The organism is Alcaligenes faecalis (assembly GCF_009497775.1).
In the GTDB taxonomy this organism is placed as follows: Bacteria; Pseudomonadota; Gammaproteobacteria; order Burkholderiales; family Burkholderiaceae_B; genus Alcaligenes; species Alcaligenes faecalis_D.
Map to the genome: position 1 here is coordinate 3,436,491 of NZ_CP031012.1, position 17,275 is coordinate 3,453,765.

The following is a 17,275-nucleotide window of genomic DNA, read 5'->3' on the forward strand; positions in this document are numbered from 1 at the left end:
CACAAGTTATGAGCACGTCTACTTCCAACGTCATCCGCACCCGTTTTGCCCCCTCGCCCACTGGTTATCTGCACCTGGGCGGCGCGCGCACTGCACTATTCTCCTGGGCTTTTGCCCGTCATCATCAAGGCACTTTTGTGCTGCGTATTGAGGATACGGATCTGGAGCGTTCCACCCCCGAGGCGGTGCAAGGCATTCTGGATGGTATGCAATGGTTGGGGCTGGATGCGGATGAAGGTCCGTTCTACCAGATGCAGCGCATGGATCGTTACCGCGAGGTCATCGCCCAGTTGCTGAAAGACGGCCATGCCTATTACTGCTACAGCAGCCCCGAGGAAGTGGAAGCCATGCGCGAGAAAGCGCGTGTGCAAGGCTTGAAGCCTCGTTACGATGGCACCTGGCGTCCTGAGGCTGGCAAGCAATTGCCTGCCATCCCGGCTGACCGCAAGCCTGTGGTTCGTTTCAAGAGCCCGCAGTCCGGCGCAACCAGCTGGGACGATATGGTGAAGGGCCGCATCAGCTTTGATAACAGCGAGCTGGACGATCTGGTCATTGCCCGTCCTGATGGCACGCCTACGTACAACTTCTGCGTGGTGGTGGACGATTGGGATATGGCGATCACTCATGTGATTCGCGGTGACGATCACGTGAACAACACGCCACGTCAAATTGTGATTTTGCAGGCTTTGGGCGCTACCTTGCCTGAGTACGGTCACGTGCCCATGATTCTGGGCCCTGATGGCGAGAAGCTGTCCAAGCGCCATGGCGCGGTCAGCATCATGGATTACGACAAGGATGGTTATCTGCCTGAAGCCATGATCAATTATCTGGCTCGTTTAGGCTGGAGTCACGGTGATGACGAGCTGTTCACTCGCGAGCAGTTGGTGGAATGGTTTGATACGCGCAGTCTGAGCAAGTCGGCTTCGCAGTGGGACCCCAAGAAGTTGAACTGGGTGAATGCCCATTACATCAAGGCCAGCGACAATGCGAATCTGGCCGAGCGTGTGGCTCCGCGTATTGAGGCTTTGGGTGGCAAGACGGATGGTCAGGATTTGCCCGGCATCATGGGTTTGTTGAAAGACCGTGCCGAGACTTTGAATCAGCTGGCTGAAGGTGCGTTGTTGTTCTGCCGTCCTTTCGAGCCTGCCAGCGATGAGCTGATGGCCGAGGTCTTGACGCCGGAAGCACGTGTTTTGCTGCGGGACTTTGCCAGCAAGGCGATTAGCTTGCCGCAGTGGAATACGGAGAATCTGGCTGCTTTGATCAAGCAGGTTCTGGCTGATCATGAGGTCAAGATGCCCAAGTTGGCTATTCCTTTACGGGTAGCTGTGACGGGGCAGAAGCAGACGCCTGCGGTGGATGCTGTGCTGGCTTTAGTTGGACGCGATAAGGTTTTGGGACGTTTGGCTGGGTTGTAAGAGTTATAGATCGGTAGTTGAAGGGCATCTCGAATGAGATGCCCTTTTTGTTTTGTGCTTTGTTGTGCGGAATACGGGTTTGATCAATGTTTCGCCTGGGGCTTAAGTGGGAACGGTTGTGGACACCATGGGAGGCCTGGTACCGCCTCTGGATTGAAGGAAGGCGCTCTGAAGACGTCGTTCAAGTGGGTGGTGCTCCGGCTGGGCTGATAGCTTGCCGGTGCTGCGCACCGGTACCCTTGTCGAGTGATTGCTACGGGCGCGACCTGAACTCGCCGGGTACTTGGTCCCCCGGACCAAGTACAAACGCCCGGCTCAAACAGCAGGTCGCTTGCATCCCTACGCAATCACTCGCCCGCGGCAAGCCATCTGAATCGCCCCGCCAGAGCACCACCCACTCGAACGACTCAGAATTGCTTCAGATTCCAGAGACTGTTTACCAAGGAACTCTTTTGAGTTGAACGGGGTTGGGCGCGCTTGAGAAACCGAAGAGGTCGGAGGGAAAAGCAAATTTAAAACCTGTTTCGACTGCCTTGACCCCATCTGAGTGGAGCACCACCAACAACAAGCCGCAGGCAACAGGCAACCCAGCGACTCAAAAAGTTATGGCTATGGAAAGAGTTATTAGTGACTCTCTCACTAAAGGTCGGGATCAAGGTAAAAGCCAGCTCTATCTTTAGGAGTTCAGTTTCTCCTCATCGTGTGGGGCCTATATGTATTGGCTTCAGGCCCATAAAACAAAGGCCGAGGGGGTTTGCCCCTCGGCCTTTGGCCCTCTTCCCCTTCTACTCTTTTGTGTCGGTTTTTTTTTATCCGTTTTTTTAGGCTGGCATCAGGCCCGCTGGTTTCAGGACTCCCAGGCGGCTAATCAAGGCGGTGCAATGTTCTCTTGCTTTGGCCACGACTTCTTGTTTGGAGACGCATTGGCTTTCGCCGTTTTCGTAAATGACCTGGCCATTCACGATGGTCATGGTGACGTCGCGGCCGCTGGCACAGTAGACCAGGCTGGCGACCACGTCGAAACAGGGGCTCAGGTGGGGTTGGTCCAGGTTGACCAACGCCATGTCGGCCAGTTTGCCTTCGCTCAGTTGGCCGGCATCTATGCCCAGCATTTCTGCGCCACCTCGGGTGGCCAGCCAGAAGGCGTCCTGGGCGTTGCTGGCTTGTGGGTCCAGGCGTGCCAAACGTTGGACGTAGACGGCTTGGCGCATGATCTGGAACAGGTCGACCTGGTGGCCTGCGGCTCCGTCTGCACCCAGTCCTATGCGCACTCCGGCTTCCAGCAGTTCTTTCAGGCGGATGGGGCCGGAGGCCAGATATTCGTTGGACATGGGGTTGTGGGCGATGCTGCATCCGGCGCGGCCGGCGCGCTCGATTTCGTCGTCGTCCATCCAGATGGCATGGGCAAATCCGGCTCGTTCGTTCATCCAGCCTTGTTCGTCCAGCCAGCGAAAGGGGCGTGCGCCGTATGCTTTCTGGAAGATATCCGGGTCTACGGGCGCTTCTGAGCAGTGGGTTTGCCAGCGCACGTCGAATTTACGAGCCATCTCCGCAGAACCCAGCACCAGGTCCAGGTCGTTGTAGATGATGTTGATGGGCGATGGCCAGATTTGCACACGGCCTTGTTGCCAGTTGCTCAAACACTCCTGCATGGTATCCAGCTCGTGTTTTACGCTGTGGCGAAACAGGGTGTCCTGCAATCCGTTGTCGCGGGCGACCGGGGTGAAGGGGCCGAACATGCCTCGGGCCACGATGCCGCGCAGGCCGGTGTCTTGCAGTGCCTGGGCTACGGCAATGGTCGTTTCCGGATCTGCGGGAGCGTAGTGGTTGTCCAGCACGGTGGTCACACCGGATGAGGCGGCTTCCAGTGCGCCCAGGCTTACGGCGGCCAGCGCTTCTTGTGGGCGGATATCAGCAGCTAGTGGCAGCATGAACTCACCCAGCCATTGCCACAGAGCCATGCCATCGCCCAAACCGCGCCCAGCCAGTTGGAACAGGTGGTTATGCGTATCGATCAAGCCAGGGATCAGGGCCTGCATGGGGGCATGGATGGTTTTTCTTCCCTGCCAATGCTGCATGTCCTGAGCCTGACCCACGGCACAGATTCGATTGCCGCTGATGGCTACAACGCCGTTTTCCAGGACCTCGTTCTGGTCGTTCATGGTGACCACTTTGCCTGCGTGAATCACGATATCGCACAATTGGCTTGTCATTGTCTGTCTCCTGTTTCTTATCCTTGCGGTGTTACCCGCACGACGCTCAGGGGCGTCTCTTCCTGTGTTTCCATCACCAGCTCTTCTGTGTGTTGCCGGCCACTGGTTCCGTTGAAAAACAGATTCAGCACCACCGATGAGATCACGGTCAACAGCACCCCGCTATGCAATAAGGGGATCAGGTATTCCGGGAACTGGTCAAAGAAGGTGGGAGCGACGGCGGGAATCAAGCCCACGCCCAGGCTGATCGCAAAGATGAAGGTGTTGTGTTTGTTGTTCTTGAAGTCTACGGTCTGCAAGATACGCACGCCAGAGGCGGCCACCATGCCAAACATCACAATGGCTGCGCCCCCCAGCACGTAGTGCGGAACCAGGGCTACGACGTGAGCTATACGCGGTACCAGTCCCAGAACAATCAGGATCAGGCCCGCGACCAGACAGACGTAGCGGCTGCGCACGCCGGTCACTCCAATCAGGCCGATGTTTTGTGCGTAAGAGGAGTATGGAAAGGTATTGAATACGCCACCGATCACCGCACCCAAGGCATCGGCGCGCAGACCACGAGCAAAGTCCTCGTGACTCAGTGGGCGGTTCAAGATCACAGCCAGGGCGTAGAACAGGCCGATGGCTTCCACCATGGTCACAATCACGACCAGCAACATGGTGAAGGTGGCACTAAAGGAAAAGGTGGGCATGCCGAAGTGGAACGGCGTCACCAGCTCAATCCAGGGCAGTTGGTCCAGCCCTTCTACGGTGACACGCCCCATCAGAATGGCCAGTATCATGCCCGCCGCCAAGCCCACCAGCACGGCGATGCTGCCAAAAAAGCCGCGACCAAATCGTGCGACCAGCAAGGTCACCAGCAGCACGGTCCCCGCAATGCCCAGGTACACCAGACTGCCAAAGTCTTTCGCGCCATGTCCGCCCCCCGCCCAGGTAATCGCTACACCAAACAGACCTACGCCCAGCGACACCAGTGTCGTTCCCGTTACCAAGGGTGGGAAAAGCCATAGCAGGCGAATAATCAAGGGCACCATCAGCACGGCGATGAAACCGGCCGCAATAATGGCGCCGTACAAGGCGGGCAGGCCCATACCGGGTGTCAGCCCGATGGCGATCATGGGGGCAATCCCGGCAAAGGAAATACCCATCATGACGGGCAGGCGTATCCCTACCCAGCGCCCTACCCCCATGGATTGAATGATGGAAATGATTCCACAGCACAACAGGTCTGCATTGATCAGAATGGCAATGTCTTCCTGGCTTAAACCCAGGGCACTGCCCAGAATCAAGGGTACGGTAACCGCACCGGCATACATGACCAGCACATGCTGCAAACCAAACAAGAAAGAGCGTCCGACAGGCAGCCGCTCGTCAATACTGTCCTGAATCTGACGGGTGTTCATAGGTTTGTCTCCTCATCTTTTTCCCGTTATTTTTTTACTCAGTACATCGGGTAGCGGCGCCGTCCCCCTTATTGCCTGTCCGGGCCGCTCTATAAAAATGCCCCTGCCGGTGCAGGACCCAGGGGCATCTATTGTCAATCTGCTGTCAGAAATTCCTCCAAATAGGCGGCTACTGGTTCAGGTGCCTCCAGTGGCAGCAAGTGACCGGTATCCGGCAGCTCGTACAAGCCTGCCGCCTGCCGCAAGCGATCGTGCATTTCCTGCATGATGGCCAGACGCACAAAGCTGCGTTCGCCATGCAATAACAAGGTCGGGCAGCGCAGCTCCTCCAGCTGCGCCCAGACATCGTCATTGCGAAATGGCCAGCGCCTCAAAAAATACGGGTCGTGCCGCCGCTGCCACAAGTCCAGGTCCACCTGGTTGACGGACTCGTAGGCAAACAACTGCAGCAAGGACTGCGGTGCTTGCGGGTTGGCTTTGCGCTCGTACTCCATCACCGCAGCACGACTGGGGAAATTCGCCGGTCGTGCCATCACTTCGTGCTCGCTTTGCGTAAAACTGGGTTCGACATCCAGCACTGCCAATCGGCGGACCCGTTCCGGATAACGGGCCGCGTACTGCAGGCCGACCAAGCCCCCCCAGGACAAACCGGCCAGATCGTATTGGGGTTGACCCAATGCCTCCAGCAGGCAAGCCAGATCCTGCACATGCGCCGGTGTGGCATAGTCCTGCTGCGCACACCAGTCACTTAAACCATGTCCGCGCATGTCCAGGGCGATCACTGCCCGGTTCTGCGACAAGGCGGTGGCCACGTGATGCCAAAGCCCCGCATGGCCGGTTACGCCATGCATCACGATCAGGGGCACCTGTGCGGTACGGATAGCGCCGTACTGACGGGCGTGCAGCAAACCTGCGCCGCCCTGTACGTAGATGGATTGGCTCATCGCAAGCTCTCGACCTGCGCGACCAGGTCATTAAGCCAGCGGCGATATTCCACCGTGACAATATCCGCACCCCGCACAGGTGTCTCACGTTCCTGGGGCTGATCGCCCTGCAGATTGATCCACAAGGGCCGCTGTGATTCGATGATGGGTTTGTCCTGGCCCAGCACCTCGTCCTCAAAGTCCATGAAGAAGTCATCGTACATAGGCTCAGTCCCAAAATCGCGCGCCTGCCACCAGAAACTGCGGGTGGTAAATTCGTCCACCGGACAGGCTGCCATCAGCAGCACATAACGCTTGCCGTTGGGAAAGGTGCGCTTCAAATGCACGGTGTGCGGCATGGTGACGTGGTATTCGTTCACCGGCTCGATCAGCTCCTCTTCAATACCCAGCAGTTTTTTCTTCAAGCCTACACCGGGCTCTTTCACGCCGCTGCGATCAAAGCGCAGGACATGCTCTTCGCGCCAGACTTTAACGGCTTCCACCCGTGGATTGTCCCGGCTGCCAATGGTGCCATCATGCACGTAGGCAAAGTGACTGAAGTCCACAAAGTTTTCCAGACGGCGCGGCGAGCTGGTGCGCCAGTCGTAGGTCTTGCCTTGCAGGACCCGGTAGCTGGGATCGTTCATTTCAGGAAAGACCGGCACCGGCATTTGCGGTGTTTCCAGCGCAACCCAGACGATGCCACCCGACTCGGTGACGTTAAAGCGTTTCACATTGACCCGCATGGCACAGGTCAGCTCTTCACGAGCCGGAATGCGCACGCACTCGCCTTGGGCATCGAAGCGCCAGCCATGATAGGGGCACTCGATCGTGGCATCGACAATTTCGCCCAAGGCCAGATTGGTCCCCTTATGCGGACAACGGCTATCCATGGCAACCAGCTCGCCATTCAAGCGTGCCAGCACCAGATCCTGACCCAGCAAACGCGCGCCAAAGGGCTTGTCCAGAACCTGGCTGCTATAGGCCACGGGGTGCCAGAAATGCGCCAGTGCGCGATACAGGGGATTGCTCTGTTCCTGTGGATGACGGGCCTGGATCATCGGCACCTCATTCATGACTGTCATGGTCTACTCCTGAAAATTCCAGCTGATTCTGTTTACAGAAAATGCGCGCCGCCGTTCACCAGCAGGCTCTGCCCCGTCACAAAGTCCGAGCCGCTGCCCAACAGGAACAGGGCGGCCCCCACCATGTCTTCTGGCGTTTGGGTGCGTTGCAGGCAGCGTCCCGCCACGGTGCGGCGGTCGGCTTCATCCCCCTGGGTAGCGGTAATGCCCGCGTCGGGAATCAGATCCGGGCACAAGGTGTTGACCTGAATATTGAACGCCCCCACTTCGCGTGCCATGGCACGGCTCATACCCACCACCGCCGCCTTGGACGAGACGTAGTGCAGGAAGTTGGGCACGCCCTTGTAGGGGGTGTTGGAAGACACATTGATGATCTTGCCGCCGCCTTGCTGCTTCATGGCCGGAATCACGGCTTTGCAGCACTGCCACAGCCCACGCACATTGATGGCGTAGCAGCGATCCCATTCCTCGGCAGGAATATCCATCAGGGAGCCAAAGGTACAGCCGCGGAAAAAACCGGCGTTATTGATAATGCCGTCGATAGAACCGAAGGCATCCAGAGCCGCTTTGGCCATGGCCTGGGTCTGGTCGTTATTGGACACGTCCACCTGAACGGCAATGGCTTTGCCGCCCTGCTCACAGTACTGCCGAGCCTTGTCGCTTAAGTCACCCAGGTCGGCCATCACCAGATTTGCACCCTGCTCGATCAAGGCATCGCAGTACGCCAGGCCAATCTGCCCACCGGCTCCGGTGACGATAACCGTCCTGCCTTTCAATGAAGCATTCATTTTCCTATCTCCTCCGTATGTGGGCGTCGTTTGCGCCCTGCTCTTATAAATCCAGCGTCAGTGCCTCGCCGCGACTGCGGGAGACACAAATCATCATGCTTTCAGATGCGGCCCGTTCTTGTTCGCTCAGGACGTGGTCGCGGTGTTCGGGCGTGCCCGACAGGACTTTGGTTTCACAGGACCCGCAAATCCCTTCGCGGCAGGAGCAATACACCCGTATGCCCTGATCCAGCAGACATTCCAGGATGCTGCGGCCTGCCGGGACTTCAATGGAGCCGCCGGTACGAGCCAGATGAACGGTGAACGCGCTGTCCTCGCCCTGATCGGCAGCCGCAACAGGCGCCGCCGCGAAGTATTCGAAATGCACCTGTTGATCAGGCAGATCGGCACAGGCCTGCTTGTAGGCCTGCAACATACCCGCCGGGCCACAGCAATAGAAATGGCTACCCTGGCTTTTATAAGGAGCCAGTGCGGCGTCCATATCCATGCGCGCACCATTCATTTCGTCTTCGATCAGGACATCCAGCCGTCCCAGACCTTGGCTGTTCGCTTCTAATTGTTGAAGTTCGTCCAGAAAAGCGGCCCGGTGGCGACTGCGCACACAGTAAAAAAGATGCCAGGGCTGGCCCAAGGCTTGCAGACGTTGTGCCATGGCGTGAATAGGCGTGATGCCTATGCCTCCTGCCAGCAGGACACTGGTCGCTGCCTGGCTTTCATCCAGCTTGAACAGATTGCGAGGCTCGGAAATTTCCAGCGCATCGCCCACGTTCAAGGCCTGATGAACTGCACGCGAGCCACCCCGGCTGGCCGGGTCCAGACTGACGCCAATCCGGTACTGCCCTTCGTGGCTTCCGGCCAGCAGCGAGTACTGCCGAACCAGGCCCCCTGGCAAATGCACATCGATATGGGCCCCCGCCTCCACAGTTGGGAAGCGGCCTTCCTGTGGACAGAGCTCCAGTGAACGGATGCCCTCGGCCTCGATGCGTATGCTGCGTATCCAGGATTTCATGATGCTCATGCCTCCTTTTCTTATCTGACCTTTGCAGCCCCCGCTGCGGTCTATGGAAAACATTTAAGCACCCGCGATTTGATAAAACAATTGAATTTATTTTATTTATTAGTAAGATAATCTGATGAATATAACCCTCAGACAACTTCGTGCTTTTGTCGCTGTGGCGGAAGCGGGCCAGTTCACTCAGGCAGCGCGCAATCTGCACGTTACCCAATCGGCATTAAGCATGTTGATTCGGGAACTGGAGTCCCAGACCGGGCTGCGGCTGTTCGATCGGCACACCCGCAAAGTGGTGCTCAGCGAACCGGGTCAGGAGTTGTTGGGTACAGCACGGCGCGTACTGGCCGAGGTAGAAGAGGCCGTGCGCCATTCCAAGGAGTTGACCAGCCATCAACGTGGCCGCGTGTCCATTGCCAGTGGCACGGTTTTGTCCTCCAGCTTGCTGATTCCATTTATTGCCCTGTTTCAGCAGCGCTATCCCGGCATTCGGGTGGAGTTGCTGGATATGGCAGAGCAGGACATCAGCCGCCGTCTGGAGCAGGAGCCTATTGATTTTGGTTTGGGTACGGACTGGAATCGGCCCGACACGATTGAAGCGCATCCGGTGATGCAGGACCAGTATCAGGCCCTGCTGCCCCACCATCATCCACTAACGGCCAAGGCGCAAATACGCTGGCATGATCTGGCCGCCCATCCTTTTATTGCCTTGTCCTCGCACAGCCCTTTGGGTCAGGCCATACAAAGGCAATTGACGGCTTTGGATATACGCTTTCCGCAGGTGCACGAAGTGTCCTTGCACACCACGGTGCTCAGCATGGTCAGGCATGGTTTGGGGCTGGCGATCCTGCCGGCCAACACTCAAAGCCTGCCCGAGGCCGCGCAAATTATATTTCGTCCCTTGAAGGCCCCGGTGCTGCCCCGGCAAGTAAGCCTGCTGCAACTGCGTCAGCGCTCTTTGGCTCCGGCGGCTACTTTATTTCGTAGCGAGCTGCTGGCTCACATCAAGCGGCAGCATTCAGGTGGCTAAGCTCAATGGTGGCTTCGCCCTTGTCGCTGCTGGCCCAGACCGTGCCGTCCTGAACATTCAGATTGATGGTCATGCCACGCTCGGCCAGGGCGGCTAAAGCGTCAGTCCCGGCGGCATCCAGCGCATAGACCTGTATATTGCGGGCGCGGCTGATCTTGTCCTTGATGCCACTCCACCAGACGGACACGTTGCGGCCATAGGCCAGCACCGTCACTTTTTCAGCACGGCCACTGGCTTTGATCAGACGTCTATCGTCCGGCAGGCCCACTTCCAGCCAATGCAGCAGATTGCCGCTCAGATCATGCTCCCACAAGGCGGGCTCGTCCGAGTCGCTTAGCCCGCGCGAGAAGCTCAGGGCTTCATCCGCTTGCGCATACAAACCGTAAGCCAGCAAACGCACCATCAGACGCTCTTCGGTTTCGGAAGGATGACGGGCCAGAGTCAGGGTATGACTGCCGTAGTAGGCCCGATCGTTATCGGCCACATTAAGTTCAGCTTTATAAATCGTCGCGCGCAGAGCCATGGAGCGTCCAGCAAAAGAAACAGACAAAAAACTGGCCGCCCCCAGGACGGCCAGGAATCATTCAAACCAGCAGTGATCAGAACGGCAGGCGGTAGCCAGGCGACATTCTGGTCAGGCGGTAAGTGGTACCACTTTGGTCACGCAGCACCAGATTGCGGGCTGTCAGGCTGACGATGTTGTAGTGGTTTTCGTAAATCGGGTCGCCCGGTTCGGTGGTGACCCCATTGGATTCTTGCGTGCTGATCTGCAAATCATTGCCCTTGCGTACCCAGCAACCGCTTTCGTTCAAGCCTTGCGATGGTTTGTTGGGGCGCTTGACCTGTTCGGTGTAGGCCATGGAACCATCTGCTTGCAAGGTGAACAGGGTACGCAGCTCGCCAACCACGCCTTTCTGGCGGTGCTTGCTAAGCCAGTTACCGGCCAGTTGCTCTCCAGCTGCAGCAGGCTGACATGCAGGATGGACAGGCTTGGCAGCCGCTTGGGCAGCAGGCTCGGGAGCCGGCGCTTTAACCGCGCAGGCGCTTAAAAAAACTGTAGCCAGCACAGCGACCCAGGAAGTGCGTCGCAAGATATTCGCCTTCGTCATAAAACCCCGTCCTTCATGCGTACATACCGACCCACCACAGGCCGGCGAATCCTGATTATTCTACCTGAAGGCGCTTGTATTACCCCATAACAAGATGCTTCAAAGTGGCAAAGGCAAGCGAGTCACATTCTTGATTTCACGCATGGCCACAATGGTGCGGGTTTGGCGCACGCCCGGCATATTGAACAGGAAGCGGTGCAGGAAATCGTCGTAGGACTCGGCGCTGGGCACCATGATCTTCAGCAGAAAATCCGCATCGCCGGTCACGGCGTGGCATTCCAGAATCTCGGGCGCATCGCGCACGGCACGGATGAAGTTATCGACAATTTCACCCGAGTGGCGGTCCAGACTGATCTGGGTAAACATGCAACTTTGCAGGCCAACCTGACGACGATCCACGCGCGCATAATAGCCTTGGATAACCTTGTTTTTTTCCAGATTTTTGATGCGCCGCCAAACGGGCGCAGTGGACAAACCCACCTGCTCGGAGACCTGCTGAGCCGAGGCTCGGCCATCCAATTGCAAGGCATCCAGGATTTTTAAGTCAGTTTTATCCATATTTGAATATTTACGAAATGAACATTTCAAAGAATAGGGAATACACGCAACTATAACGCAAAAAAAAGCGAGGGCAGACTCTCTATCATGATCTCTATCTGGAGGTTTCATCATGACGCAGTCCGTCGACACTCAATACAAGCTCAGCGACAACCTGACCGCACAATCAGGACGCATCTTTTTAACTGGCACACAGGCCCTGGTGCGCATGTTGCTGACCCAGGCTCGCCTGGATAAAGAACACGGTTTGAACACCGCCGGTTTTGTCTCTGGCTACCGTGGTTCGCCACTGGGTGGCGTGGACATGATCATGTGGAAGGCCCAGAAGCATCTGGACCAGGCTAAGGTCCGTTTTCAACCCGCCATCAATGAAGACCTGGCCGCCTCCATGATTATGGGTACGCAGCAGGCCGGTGAGCGCGCTGACCGCACTGTCGATGGCGTGTTCTCCATGTGGTATGGCAAGGGCCCCGGTGTAGACCGCGCGGGCGATGCCTTGCACCACGGCCATGCAGCCGGTGCCTCCCAGCACGGTGGCGTACTGATGATTGTGGGTGATGACCACGTGGCCTCGTCCTCGTCCATTCCCCACGCCAGCGAACAATCCCTGATCGCCTGGGGCATCCCGGTGGTCAACCCCAGCTCTGTTGAAGAATACGAACGCTTCGGCATTTGGGCCTGGGCCTTGTCGCGTTACTCCGGTTCCTGGGTAGCCTTCAAAGCCATTACCGAAACCGTGGAAAGCGGCCGCTCTTTCGAGATTGCCCCTCTGGATGATCTGGCCCCGGCCTTGGCCGACAAGCAAGGCGGCAAGCACCCCTACGACCCCAGCAAATTCCTGACACCATCCATGGAAGGCACTCTGGATGCCCGACTGGATAGCGTGCGCGAGTTCGCTCATAAATACAGCCTGGACCGCATCCTGGAAGCGGCACCTGATGCGCGTATCGGTATTGTCTCCACCGGCAAAGCCACACTGGACACGCTGGATGCGCTGCAACAGCTCAGCAGCCTGAAGGATCTGCCCGCTATCCGCCATCTGAAGATCGGTTTGAGCTGGCCAGTTAACCCGCAATCGCTGAACGATTTTATTGAAGGCCTGGACCACGTTCTGGTCATTGAAGAAAAGGGCCCGATCATTGAAGACCAGTTAAAGAATCTGCTCTTTAACCGTGCCCAGCGCCCCACTGTGTCGGGCAAGCGCGATATAGAAAATGAAGTGCTGATTCCTGCCGATGGTCAGCTCAGCCCTGCCCGTGTGGCCGTGGGCCTGCGTCGCTGGCTGGGTCATCACGCCAATGTGCAATTGCCTGCCTGTACGGTGCAAAACCTGGCACCCATTGACACCAATGGTCTGACCCGCCGCCCCTATTTCTGTTCGGGCTGTCCGCACAATACCTCCACCAAAGTGCCCGAAGGTAGCCAGGCCATGGCCGGTGTAGGTTGTCACTACATGGCGACCTGGATGGACCGCAAAACCCGTGGTCTGACTCAAATGGGTGGTGAAGGCACGGACTGGGTGGGCCTGTCGCCCTTTATCCAGACGGGCCACATGTTCCAGAACATGGGTGAAGGCACGTACTTTCACTCCGGCTATCTGGCGATTCGTCAGGCGATTGCCGCGGGTGCCAACATTACCTACAAGATTCTGTTTAACGACGCGGTTGCCATGACGGGCGGTCAGCCCGTTGACGGCCCGATCTCCGTACCCCGCATTTGCCAGCAAACCATTGGTGAAGGTGCGCGTCGTGTGGTCATCACCACCGATGAGCCCGAGCGCTATCGCGGTGTCAGCCTGCCTGCCGGTGTGGATGTACATCACCGTCGCGAACTGGATCGCTTGCAGCGTGAATTGCGCGAGATCCCTGGCGTTACCATTCTGATTCACGACCAGACCTGTGCGGCTGAAAAGCGCCGTCGTCGTAAAAAGAACGAGTACCCCGATCCTGCCCGTCGCCTCTTTATTAATAAGGCTGTCTGCGAAGGCTGTGGGGATTGCGGTGTGCAATCGAACTGCCTGTCTTTGGTGCCTGCTGAAACGCCCGAAGGCCGCAAGCGCCAGATCGACCAGTCCAGCTGTAATAAGGACTACTCCTGCGTGGACGGTTTCTGCCCCAGCTTTGTATCGGTGATGGGCGGTGCTCTGCGCCGTGGTGATCAAAATGGTCAGGCCGATATGAAGGCCCAGTTGCTGGCCAAGCTGGACACGCTGCCACTGCCCACCATTCAAGCGCGCGACTGCAATGTGATTGTGGCCGGTGTGGGTGGTACGGGTGTGATTACCATTGGAGCAGTGCTCTCCATGGCGGTGCACCTGGAAGGTCGTTCCAGTTCGGTACTGGACATGACGGGTCTGGCGCAAAAAGGCGGCACCGTCATCAGCCACATTCGTCTGTCTGCTAATAAAGAGAACACGGGTGCCGTGCGTGTTGATCCCGGCCAAGCCGACCTGGCGATCTTGTGTGACGTGGTGGCAGCCGCTCACCCCAACGCCCTGTCCTGCCTGCGTCCTGGTCATACCCACGCCATCATCAACGAATACCTGGCCCCTACGGCCGAGTTCACCCGCAACCCGGATGCTCCTCTGGATGCACAGCACTTGCTGAGCCAACTGAAGACCACTGCTGGCGAAAACCAGGTGCGATCTTTCAATGCTCACCAGGCAGCCACCCTGCTGTTCGGAGATAGTCTGCTGTCCAATATGCTCTTGATGGGTATGGCTTGGCAGCAAGGTTCCATGCCCGTTAGCAGCGCGGCGGTTGAACAGGCCATCCGTCTGAACGGGGTGGCCATTCAGGCCAACCTGGATGCATTCCATTTGGGTCGCGTGTTGGCTCACGATGAAAAAGCACTGGCCAGCCTCTTGGCTCCGGCTGCTCAAGTGGTGACCTTGCAGCGTCGCGAAACACTGGAACAAATCATGCAGCGCTGCACCAGCAGCCTGGAGCAATACCAGAACGCCGCTTATGCCCAGCGCTTCACCAACACCATCAATGCACTGCGTGACGCCGAGCAAAAACTGCGTCCGGGTCAGCGCCCTACCTTGACTGAAAAAGCCGCACGCAGCTTGTACAAGCTGATGGCCTACAAGGATGAGTACGAAGTCGCTCGCCTGTTCAGCTCGCCCGCTTTCCGCCAGGATCTGGAGCAGCAATTTGAAGGCGACTTCTCCTTGCGCTTTCACTTCGCACCGCCTTTGCTGGCACGCCGTGATCCGGCTACCGGCCGCCCACGCAAGATCACCTTGGGTCCACGCACAGCCACCTTGCTGCGCTGGATGGCTAAAGGCAAAGGTCTGCGCAACACGGCACTGGATCCCTTTGGCTACACCCATGAGCGTCGTATGGAACGCCGCTTCTGGCGCGAATACCAGAACCTGCTCAACAACTTGAGCAAGAATCTGGATCAAGCCAACTACGCCACCGCTTTGGAGCTGGCCGAACTGCCCCAACAATTGCGCGGCTTCGGTCCCGTGAAAATGGAGTCGGCCAAGAAATACGAAGCCCGCTTTACCGAGCTGTCGCAGCAGTTGAAAAGCACAGATCCGGCAATTCAGGCCGTTCCCGCCTAAGCCTTGCCCACTGCGACTTTCGAAACGATTAACCTGCCCTTTCAGCCCTGCTTATGCAGGGCTTTTTTTTGGCTTGAACAAAGATTGAAAACTGCAAACCAGCCATGAATTGAAGTCCGTTTTCAGACCTCTTTGCCATGCTTGATGCAGACTATTCAAAGCAGAAAAGCGCCATGCAAACCATCGAGCAATGCGTCAAAAATCAGGGACTTGGATGCGATGATGGATGGATAGCGCGTGTCGAGAACGCAACTTATTTGAGACAGCAGACACCGATTCCTAAATCCATAAGCCCCAAGCCATGATTAATGCTTGACTGTGTAGGGGCTTGCGTTAGACTTCTAAGCGTATAAGGTATCGACCTTAAACGCCTGCGTCATTTGAAAAAGGCCATTGCAGTTTTCCAGGCCAGGTCAAATGGGTGTGGACAAACTAAAGACTTGTTCTCAAGGAGCATGATCATGGCAACAGCCAAGAAAGGCGCAGCAAAAGCAGCAAGCACAAAAGCCGTTAGCCCCAAAAAAGCAACGCCAGCAAAAGCAGCCGCAGCACCAGTAAAAGCTACTGCTACCAAGACCAGTCCCAGCAGCAAAACCGCTGCCCCCAAGTCCCCCGCTAAAACCACCGCTACCAAGACCAGCAAGGCTGCTGTAAAAGCCCCTGCCAAGTCTGCCAGCAGCGCACCCGCCAAGAAAACAGTGGCGAAAAAAGCAGCGGTAAAGAAAGCCACTCCAGCAAAAACCACGGCTGTTAAAGCCGCCGCCACCAAGACAGCCGCCGTTAAAACCGTAGCCAAGAAAGCAGCCGCTAAAAAGACGGTCGCTAAAAAGGCTGTGGCCAAGAAAGCCGTTGCCAAAAAGGCCGTCGCTAAAAAAGTCGTTGCCAAGAAAGCGGTAGCGAAGAAAGTGGTTGCCAAAAAAACGGTAGCTAAAAAAGCAGCTGCGCCCAAAACGGCCAGTGCCAAACCCGCTACCACCAAACCTGCTGCCACCGCTGCCGCAAAAAAACCGGCCAGCACCAAGGCAAGCAAACCCGTGGCCAAAAAAGCCACACCCAGCAAAGCGGCAGCGAAACCTGCCACCAAAACCGGCACCAAGGCAGCTGTAAAGACCGCGGCTAAAAAAGCCAGTCCTGCTGCCAGTGCCAAGAAACCCGTAGCTCCAAAGAAGAAAGAAGTTAAATCCGTGACCGCAGAAACCAAGACCCCAAAGACCAGCACAACGACTAAAGCCGCCGCTAAAGTAGGCAATAAAACAGCGGCTCGCAAAGCGACCAAAACAGCGGCAGCTCCTGCCGAACCTCGCCGCGAAGACGTCAACCCTGCTGGCTCCTGGCCCTTCCCAACTGGCAAGCGTCCTTAATCGCACGCTGCTTTCATGTTTCTCCCCAAAGAGCCACCCTGATCAGGGTGGCTCTTTGGTTTGTAGCACTTGCATGCGACAATTCCCTCTCCCATCAATTCATACCAAGCAACTATGTTCAGTGAAGTCGCCCTCTTCCTAATCCATATTGTTCTGTCGCTGCTGGGCACGATTTTGCTACTGCGTGCCTGGGTGTATGCGCTCAGAATCCATCCCTTCAACCCTTATTCGCAAGCCATGTTCAAGGTCACGGACTGGCTGGTCATGCCTTTGCGCCGTGTGATCAAAAGCGGCAATCATTGGGACTGGACCTCCTTGTTCGCTGCCTGGCTCAGCGCGCTGGTGTACCTGGTTCTTAGCGCCATGGTGCTGACCGGATCGGTATCCGTGCTGTCCAACATCCCCATGTTCTTGCTGGCCGCCGTCTTTACCGTGCTGCGCTGGACCTTGAGCCTGATCTTCTGGGTAGTGCTGCTGCAAGCCCTGCTGTCCTGGCTGCAACCCCAATCGCCCAGCATGCCTTTGCTGCGTTCCATTACAGCCCCCTTGCTGGACCCGATACGTCGTGTCTTGCCAGATCTGGGTGGCCTGGACTTGTCGCCGTTGGTCGTCCTGTTGCTGACCCAGGTGCTCAATATGGTCATCACTCGCACGGCTTTTAGCCTGGTGCCAATCTAAGCACGGCACGCTGTATGCATGAAAAACCTGGGCATAGCCCAGGTTTTTTTTCACTCCGAATTCAAGAGCAAGAATCAGGATGTCTTGTCCAAAAGTGGACCTTATACTGGCCTCATCATCAATCAG

The 17,275-nt window shown here is 57.0% G+C and carries 14 protein-coding genes; 5 read left to right on the plus strand and 9 right to left on the minus strand.

Translation table 11 applies throughout. From position 1 onward, the window contains the following. The first annotated feature begins 8 nt into the window (after positions 1–8). A complete protein-coding gene (gene gltX, locus DUD43_RS15850; protein ID WP_153231036.1) occupies positions 9–1,418 on the plus strand; it encodes a glutamate--tRNA ligase in 1,410 nt (469 codons plus the stop codon). Between the two features lie 821 nt (positions 1,419–2,239). On the opposite strand, the gene DUD43_RS15855 is transcribed toward gltX, so the two are convergent. The 6 genes from DUD43_RS15855 to DUD43_RS15880 form a co-directional block, all read right to left on the minus strand. After that, complete coding sequence (locus tag DUD43_RS15855) at positions 2,240–3,631, minus strand: amidohydrolase family protein (RefSeq protein ID WP_153231037.1); 1,392 nt, start codon at positions 3,629–3,631, stop codon at positions 2,240–2,242. Between the two features lie 17 nt (positions 3,632–3,648). Further along, complete coding sequence (locus DUD43_RS15860) at positions 3,649–5,037, minus strand: nucleobase:cation symporter-2 family protein (protein WP_063691444.1); 1,389 nt, start codon at positions 5,035–5,037, stop codon at positions 3,649–3,651. 134 nt (positions 5,038–5,171) lie between these two features. Further along, a complete protein-coding gene (locus DUD43_RS15865) occupies positions 5,172–5,981 on the minus strand; it encodes an alpha/beta fold hydrolase (RefSeq protein WP_153231038.1) in 810 nt (269 codons plus the stop codon). Continuing rightward, positions 5,978–7,045 carry an aromatic ring-hydroxylating oxygenase subunit alpha gene (locus tag DUD43_RS15870; RefSeq protein WP_045929663.1) on the minus strand — a complete coding sequence of 356 codons (1,068 nt, stop codon included), beginning with the start codon at positions 7,043–7,045 and terminating at the stop codon, positions 5,978–5,980. Before DUD43_RS15870 ends, DUD43_RS15865 begins: the two co-directional genes overlap by 4 nt. Positions 7,046–7,077: 32 nt before the next feature. Continuing rightward, positions 7,078–7,833, minus strand: coding sequence for an SDR family NAD(P)-dependent oxidoreductase (locus tag DUD43_RS15875; protein ID WP_153231039.1), 756 nt, complete (start codon positions 7,831–7,833; stop codon positions 7,078–7,080). Between the two features lie 43 nt (positions 7,834–7,876). Then, positions 7,877–8,851, minus strand: a complete 975-nt coding sequence (locus DUD43_RS15880; protein ID WP_153231040.1) for a PDR/VanB family oxidoreductase — start codon at positions 8,849–8,851, stop codon at positions 7,877–7,879. 115 nt (positions 8,852–8,966) lie between these two features. Between DUD43_RS15880 and DUD43_RS15885 the strand changes: the two genes are divergently transcribed. Further along, entirely contained in the window at positions 8,967–9,872 is a 906-nt protein-coding gene (locus DUD43_RS15885; protein ID WP_045929660.1) for a LysR family transcriptional regulator, read from the plus strand. On the opposite strand, the gene DUD43_RS15890 is transcribed toward DUD43_RS15885, so the two are convergent. The 3 genes from DUD43_RS15890 to DUD43_RS15900 all read right to left on the minus strand — a co-directional run bounded on the left by DUD43_RS15890 (position 9,847) and on the right by DUD43_RS15900 (position 11,539). Continuing rightward, on the minus strand, positions 9,847–10,395 hold the full coding sequence (locus tag DUD43_RS15890; protein WP_153231041.1) for a YaeQ family protein: 549 nt from the start codon (positions 10,393–10,395) through the stop codon (positions 9,847–9,849). The genes DUD43_RS15885 and DUD43_RS15890 overlap by 26 nt on opposite strands. A 76-nt stretch (positions 10,396–10,471) precedes the next feature. After that, positions 10,472–10,981, minus strand: a complete 510-nt coding sequence (locus DUD43_RS15895) for a hypothetical protein (protein WP_042486398.1) — start codon at positions 10,979–10,981, stop codon at positions 10,472–10,474. 99 nt (positions 10,982–11,080) lie between these two features. Then, on the minus strand, positions 11,081–11,539 hold the full coding sequence (locus DUD43_RS15900; RefSeq protein ID WP_009460635.1) for an Lrp/AsnC family transcriptional regulator: 459 nt from the start codon (positions 11,537–11,539) through the stop codon (positions 11,081–11,083). Positions 11,540–11,651: 112 nt separating this feature from the next. On the opposite strand from DUD43_RS15900, the gene DUD43_RS15905 reads away from it, so the two are divergent. From DUD43_RS15905 to DUD43_RS15915, 3 genes are all read left to right on the plus strand, one after another. Next, positions 11,652–15,110 (plus strand): indolepyruvate ferredoxin oxidoreductase family protein, encoded by a 3,459-nt coding sequence (locus DUD43_RS15905; protein ID WP_153231042.1) that lies wholly within the window; start codon positions 11,652–11,654, stop codon positions 15,108–15,110. Between the two features lie 461 nt (positions 15,111–15,571). Further along, positions 15,572–16,471 carry a histone H1-like repetitive region-containing protein gene (locus tag DUD43_RS15910; protein ID WP_153231043.1) on the plus strand — a complete coding sequence of 300 codons (900 nt, stop codon included), beginning with the start codon at positions 15,572–15,574 and terminating at the stop codon, positions 16,469–16,471. A gap of 114 nt (positions 16,472–16,585) precedes the next feature. Next, positions 16,586–17,149: a YggT family protein gene (locus DUD43_RS15915; protein ID WP_153231044.1), complete on the plus strand. Its 564-nt coding sequence runs from the start codon at positions 16,586–16,588 to the stop codon at positions 17,147–17,149. The last annotated feature ends 126 nt before the right edge of the window (positions 17,150–17,275 follow it).

What these genes read in the sequence shown, in the direction of transcription:
- DUD43_RS15855 (WP_153231037.1), bottom strand. Translation starts at nt 3,631, where the DNA reads ATGACAAGCCAATTGTGCGATATCGTGATTCACGCAGGCAAAGTGGTC.
- DUD43_RS15860 (WP_063691444.1), bottom strand. Translation starts at nt 5,037, where the DNA reads ATGAACACCCGTCAGATTCAGGACAGTATTGACGAGCGGCTGCCTGTC.
- DUD43_RS15905 (WP_153231042.1), top strand. Translation starts at nt 11,652, where the DNA reads ATGACGCAGTCCGTCGACACTCAATACAAGCTCAGCGACAACCTGACC.
- gltX (WP_153231036.1), top strand. Translation starts at nt 9, where the DNA reads ATGAGCACGTCTACTTCCAACGTCATCCGCACCCGTTTTGCCCCCTCG.
- DUD43_RS15885 (WP_045929660.1), top strand. Translation starts at nt 8,967, where the DNA reads ATGAATATAACCCTCAGACAACTTCGTGCTTTTGTCGCTGTGGCGGAA.
- DUD43_RS15880 (WP_153231040.1), bottom strand. Translation starts at nt 8,851, where the DNA reads ATGAGCATCATGAAATCCTGGATACGCAGCATACGCATCGAGGCCGAG.
- DUD43_RS15915 (WP_153231044.1), top strand. Translation starts at nt 16,586, where the DNA reads ATGTTCAGTGAAGTCGCCCTCTTCCTAATCCATATTGTTCTGTCGCTG.
- DUD43_RS15895 (WP_042486398.1), bottom strand. Translation starts at nt 10,981, where the DNA reads ATGACGAAGGCGAATATCTTGCGACGCACTTCCTGGGTCGCTGTGCTG.
- DUD43_RS15910 (WP_153231043.1), top strand. Translation starts at nt 15,572, where the DNA reads ATGGCAACAGCCAAGAAAGGCGCAGCAAAAGCAGCAAGCACAAAAGCC.
- DUD43_RS15870 (WP_045929663.1), bottom strand. Translation starts at nt 7,045, where the DNA reads ATGACAGTCATGAATGAGGTGCCGATGATCCAGGCCCGTCATCCACAG.
- DUD43_RS15865 (WP_153231038.1), bottom strand. Translation starts at nt 5,981, where the DNA reads ATGAGCCAATCCATCTACGTACAGGGCGGCGCAGGTTTGCTGCACGCC.
- DUD43_RS15875 (WP_153231039.1), bottom strand. Translation starts at nt 7,833, where the DNA reads ATGAATGCTTCATTGAAAGGCAGGACGGTTATCGTCACCGGAGCCGGT.
- DUD43_RS15900 (WP_009460635.1), bottom strand. Translation starts at nt 11,539, where the DNA reads ATGGATAAAACTGACTTAAAAATCCTGGATGCCTTGCAATTGGATGGC.
- DUD43_RS15890 (WP_153231041.1), bottom strand. Translation starts at nt 10,395, where the DNA reads ATGGCTCTGCGCGCGACGATTTATAAAGCTGAACTTAATGTGGCCGAT.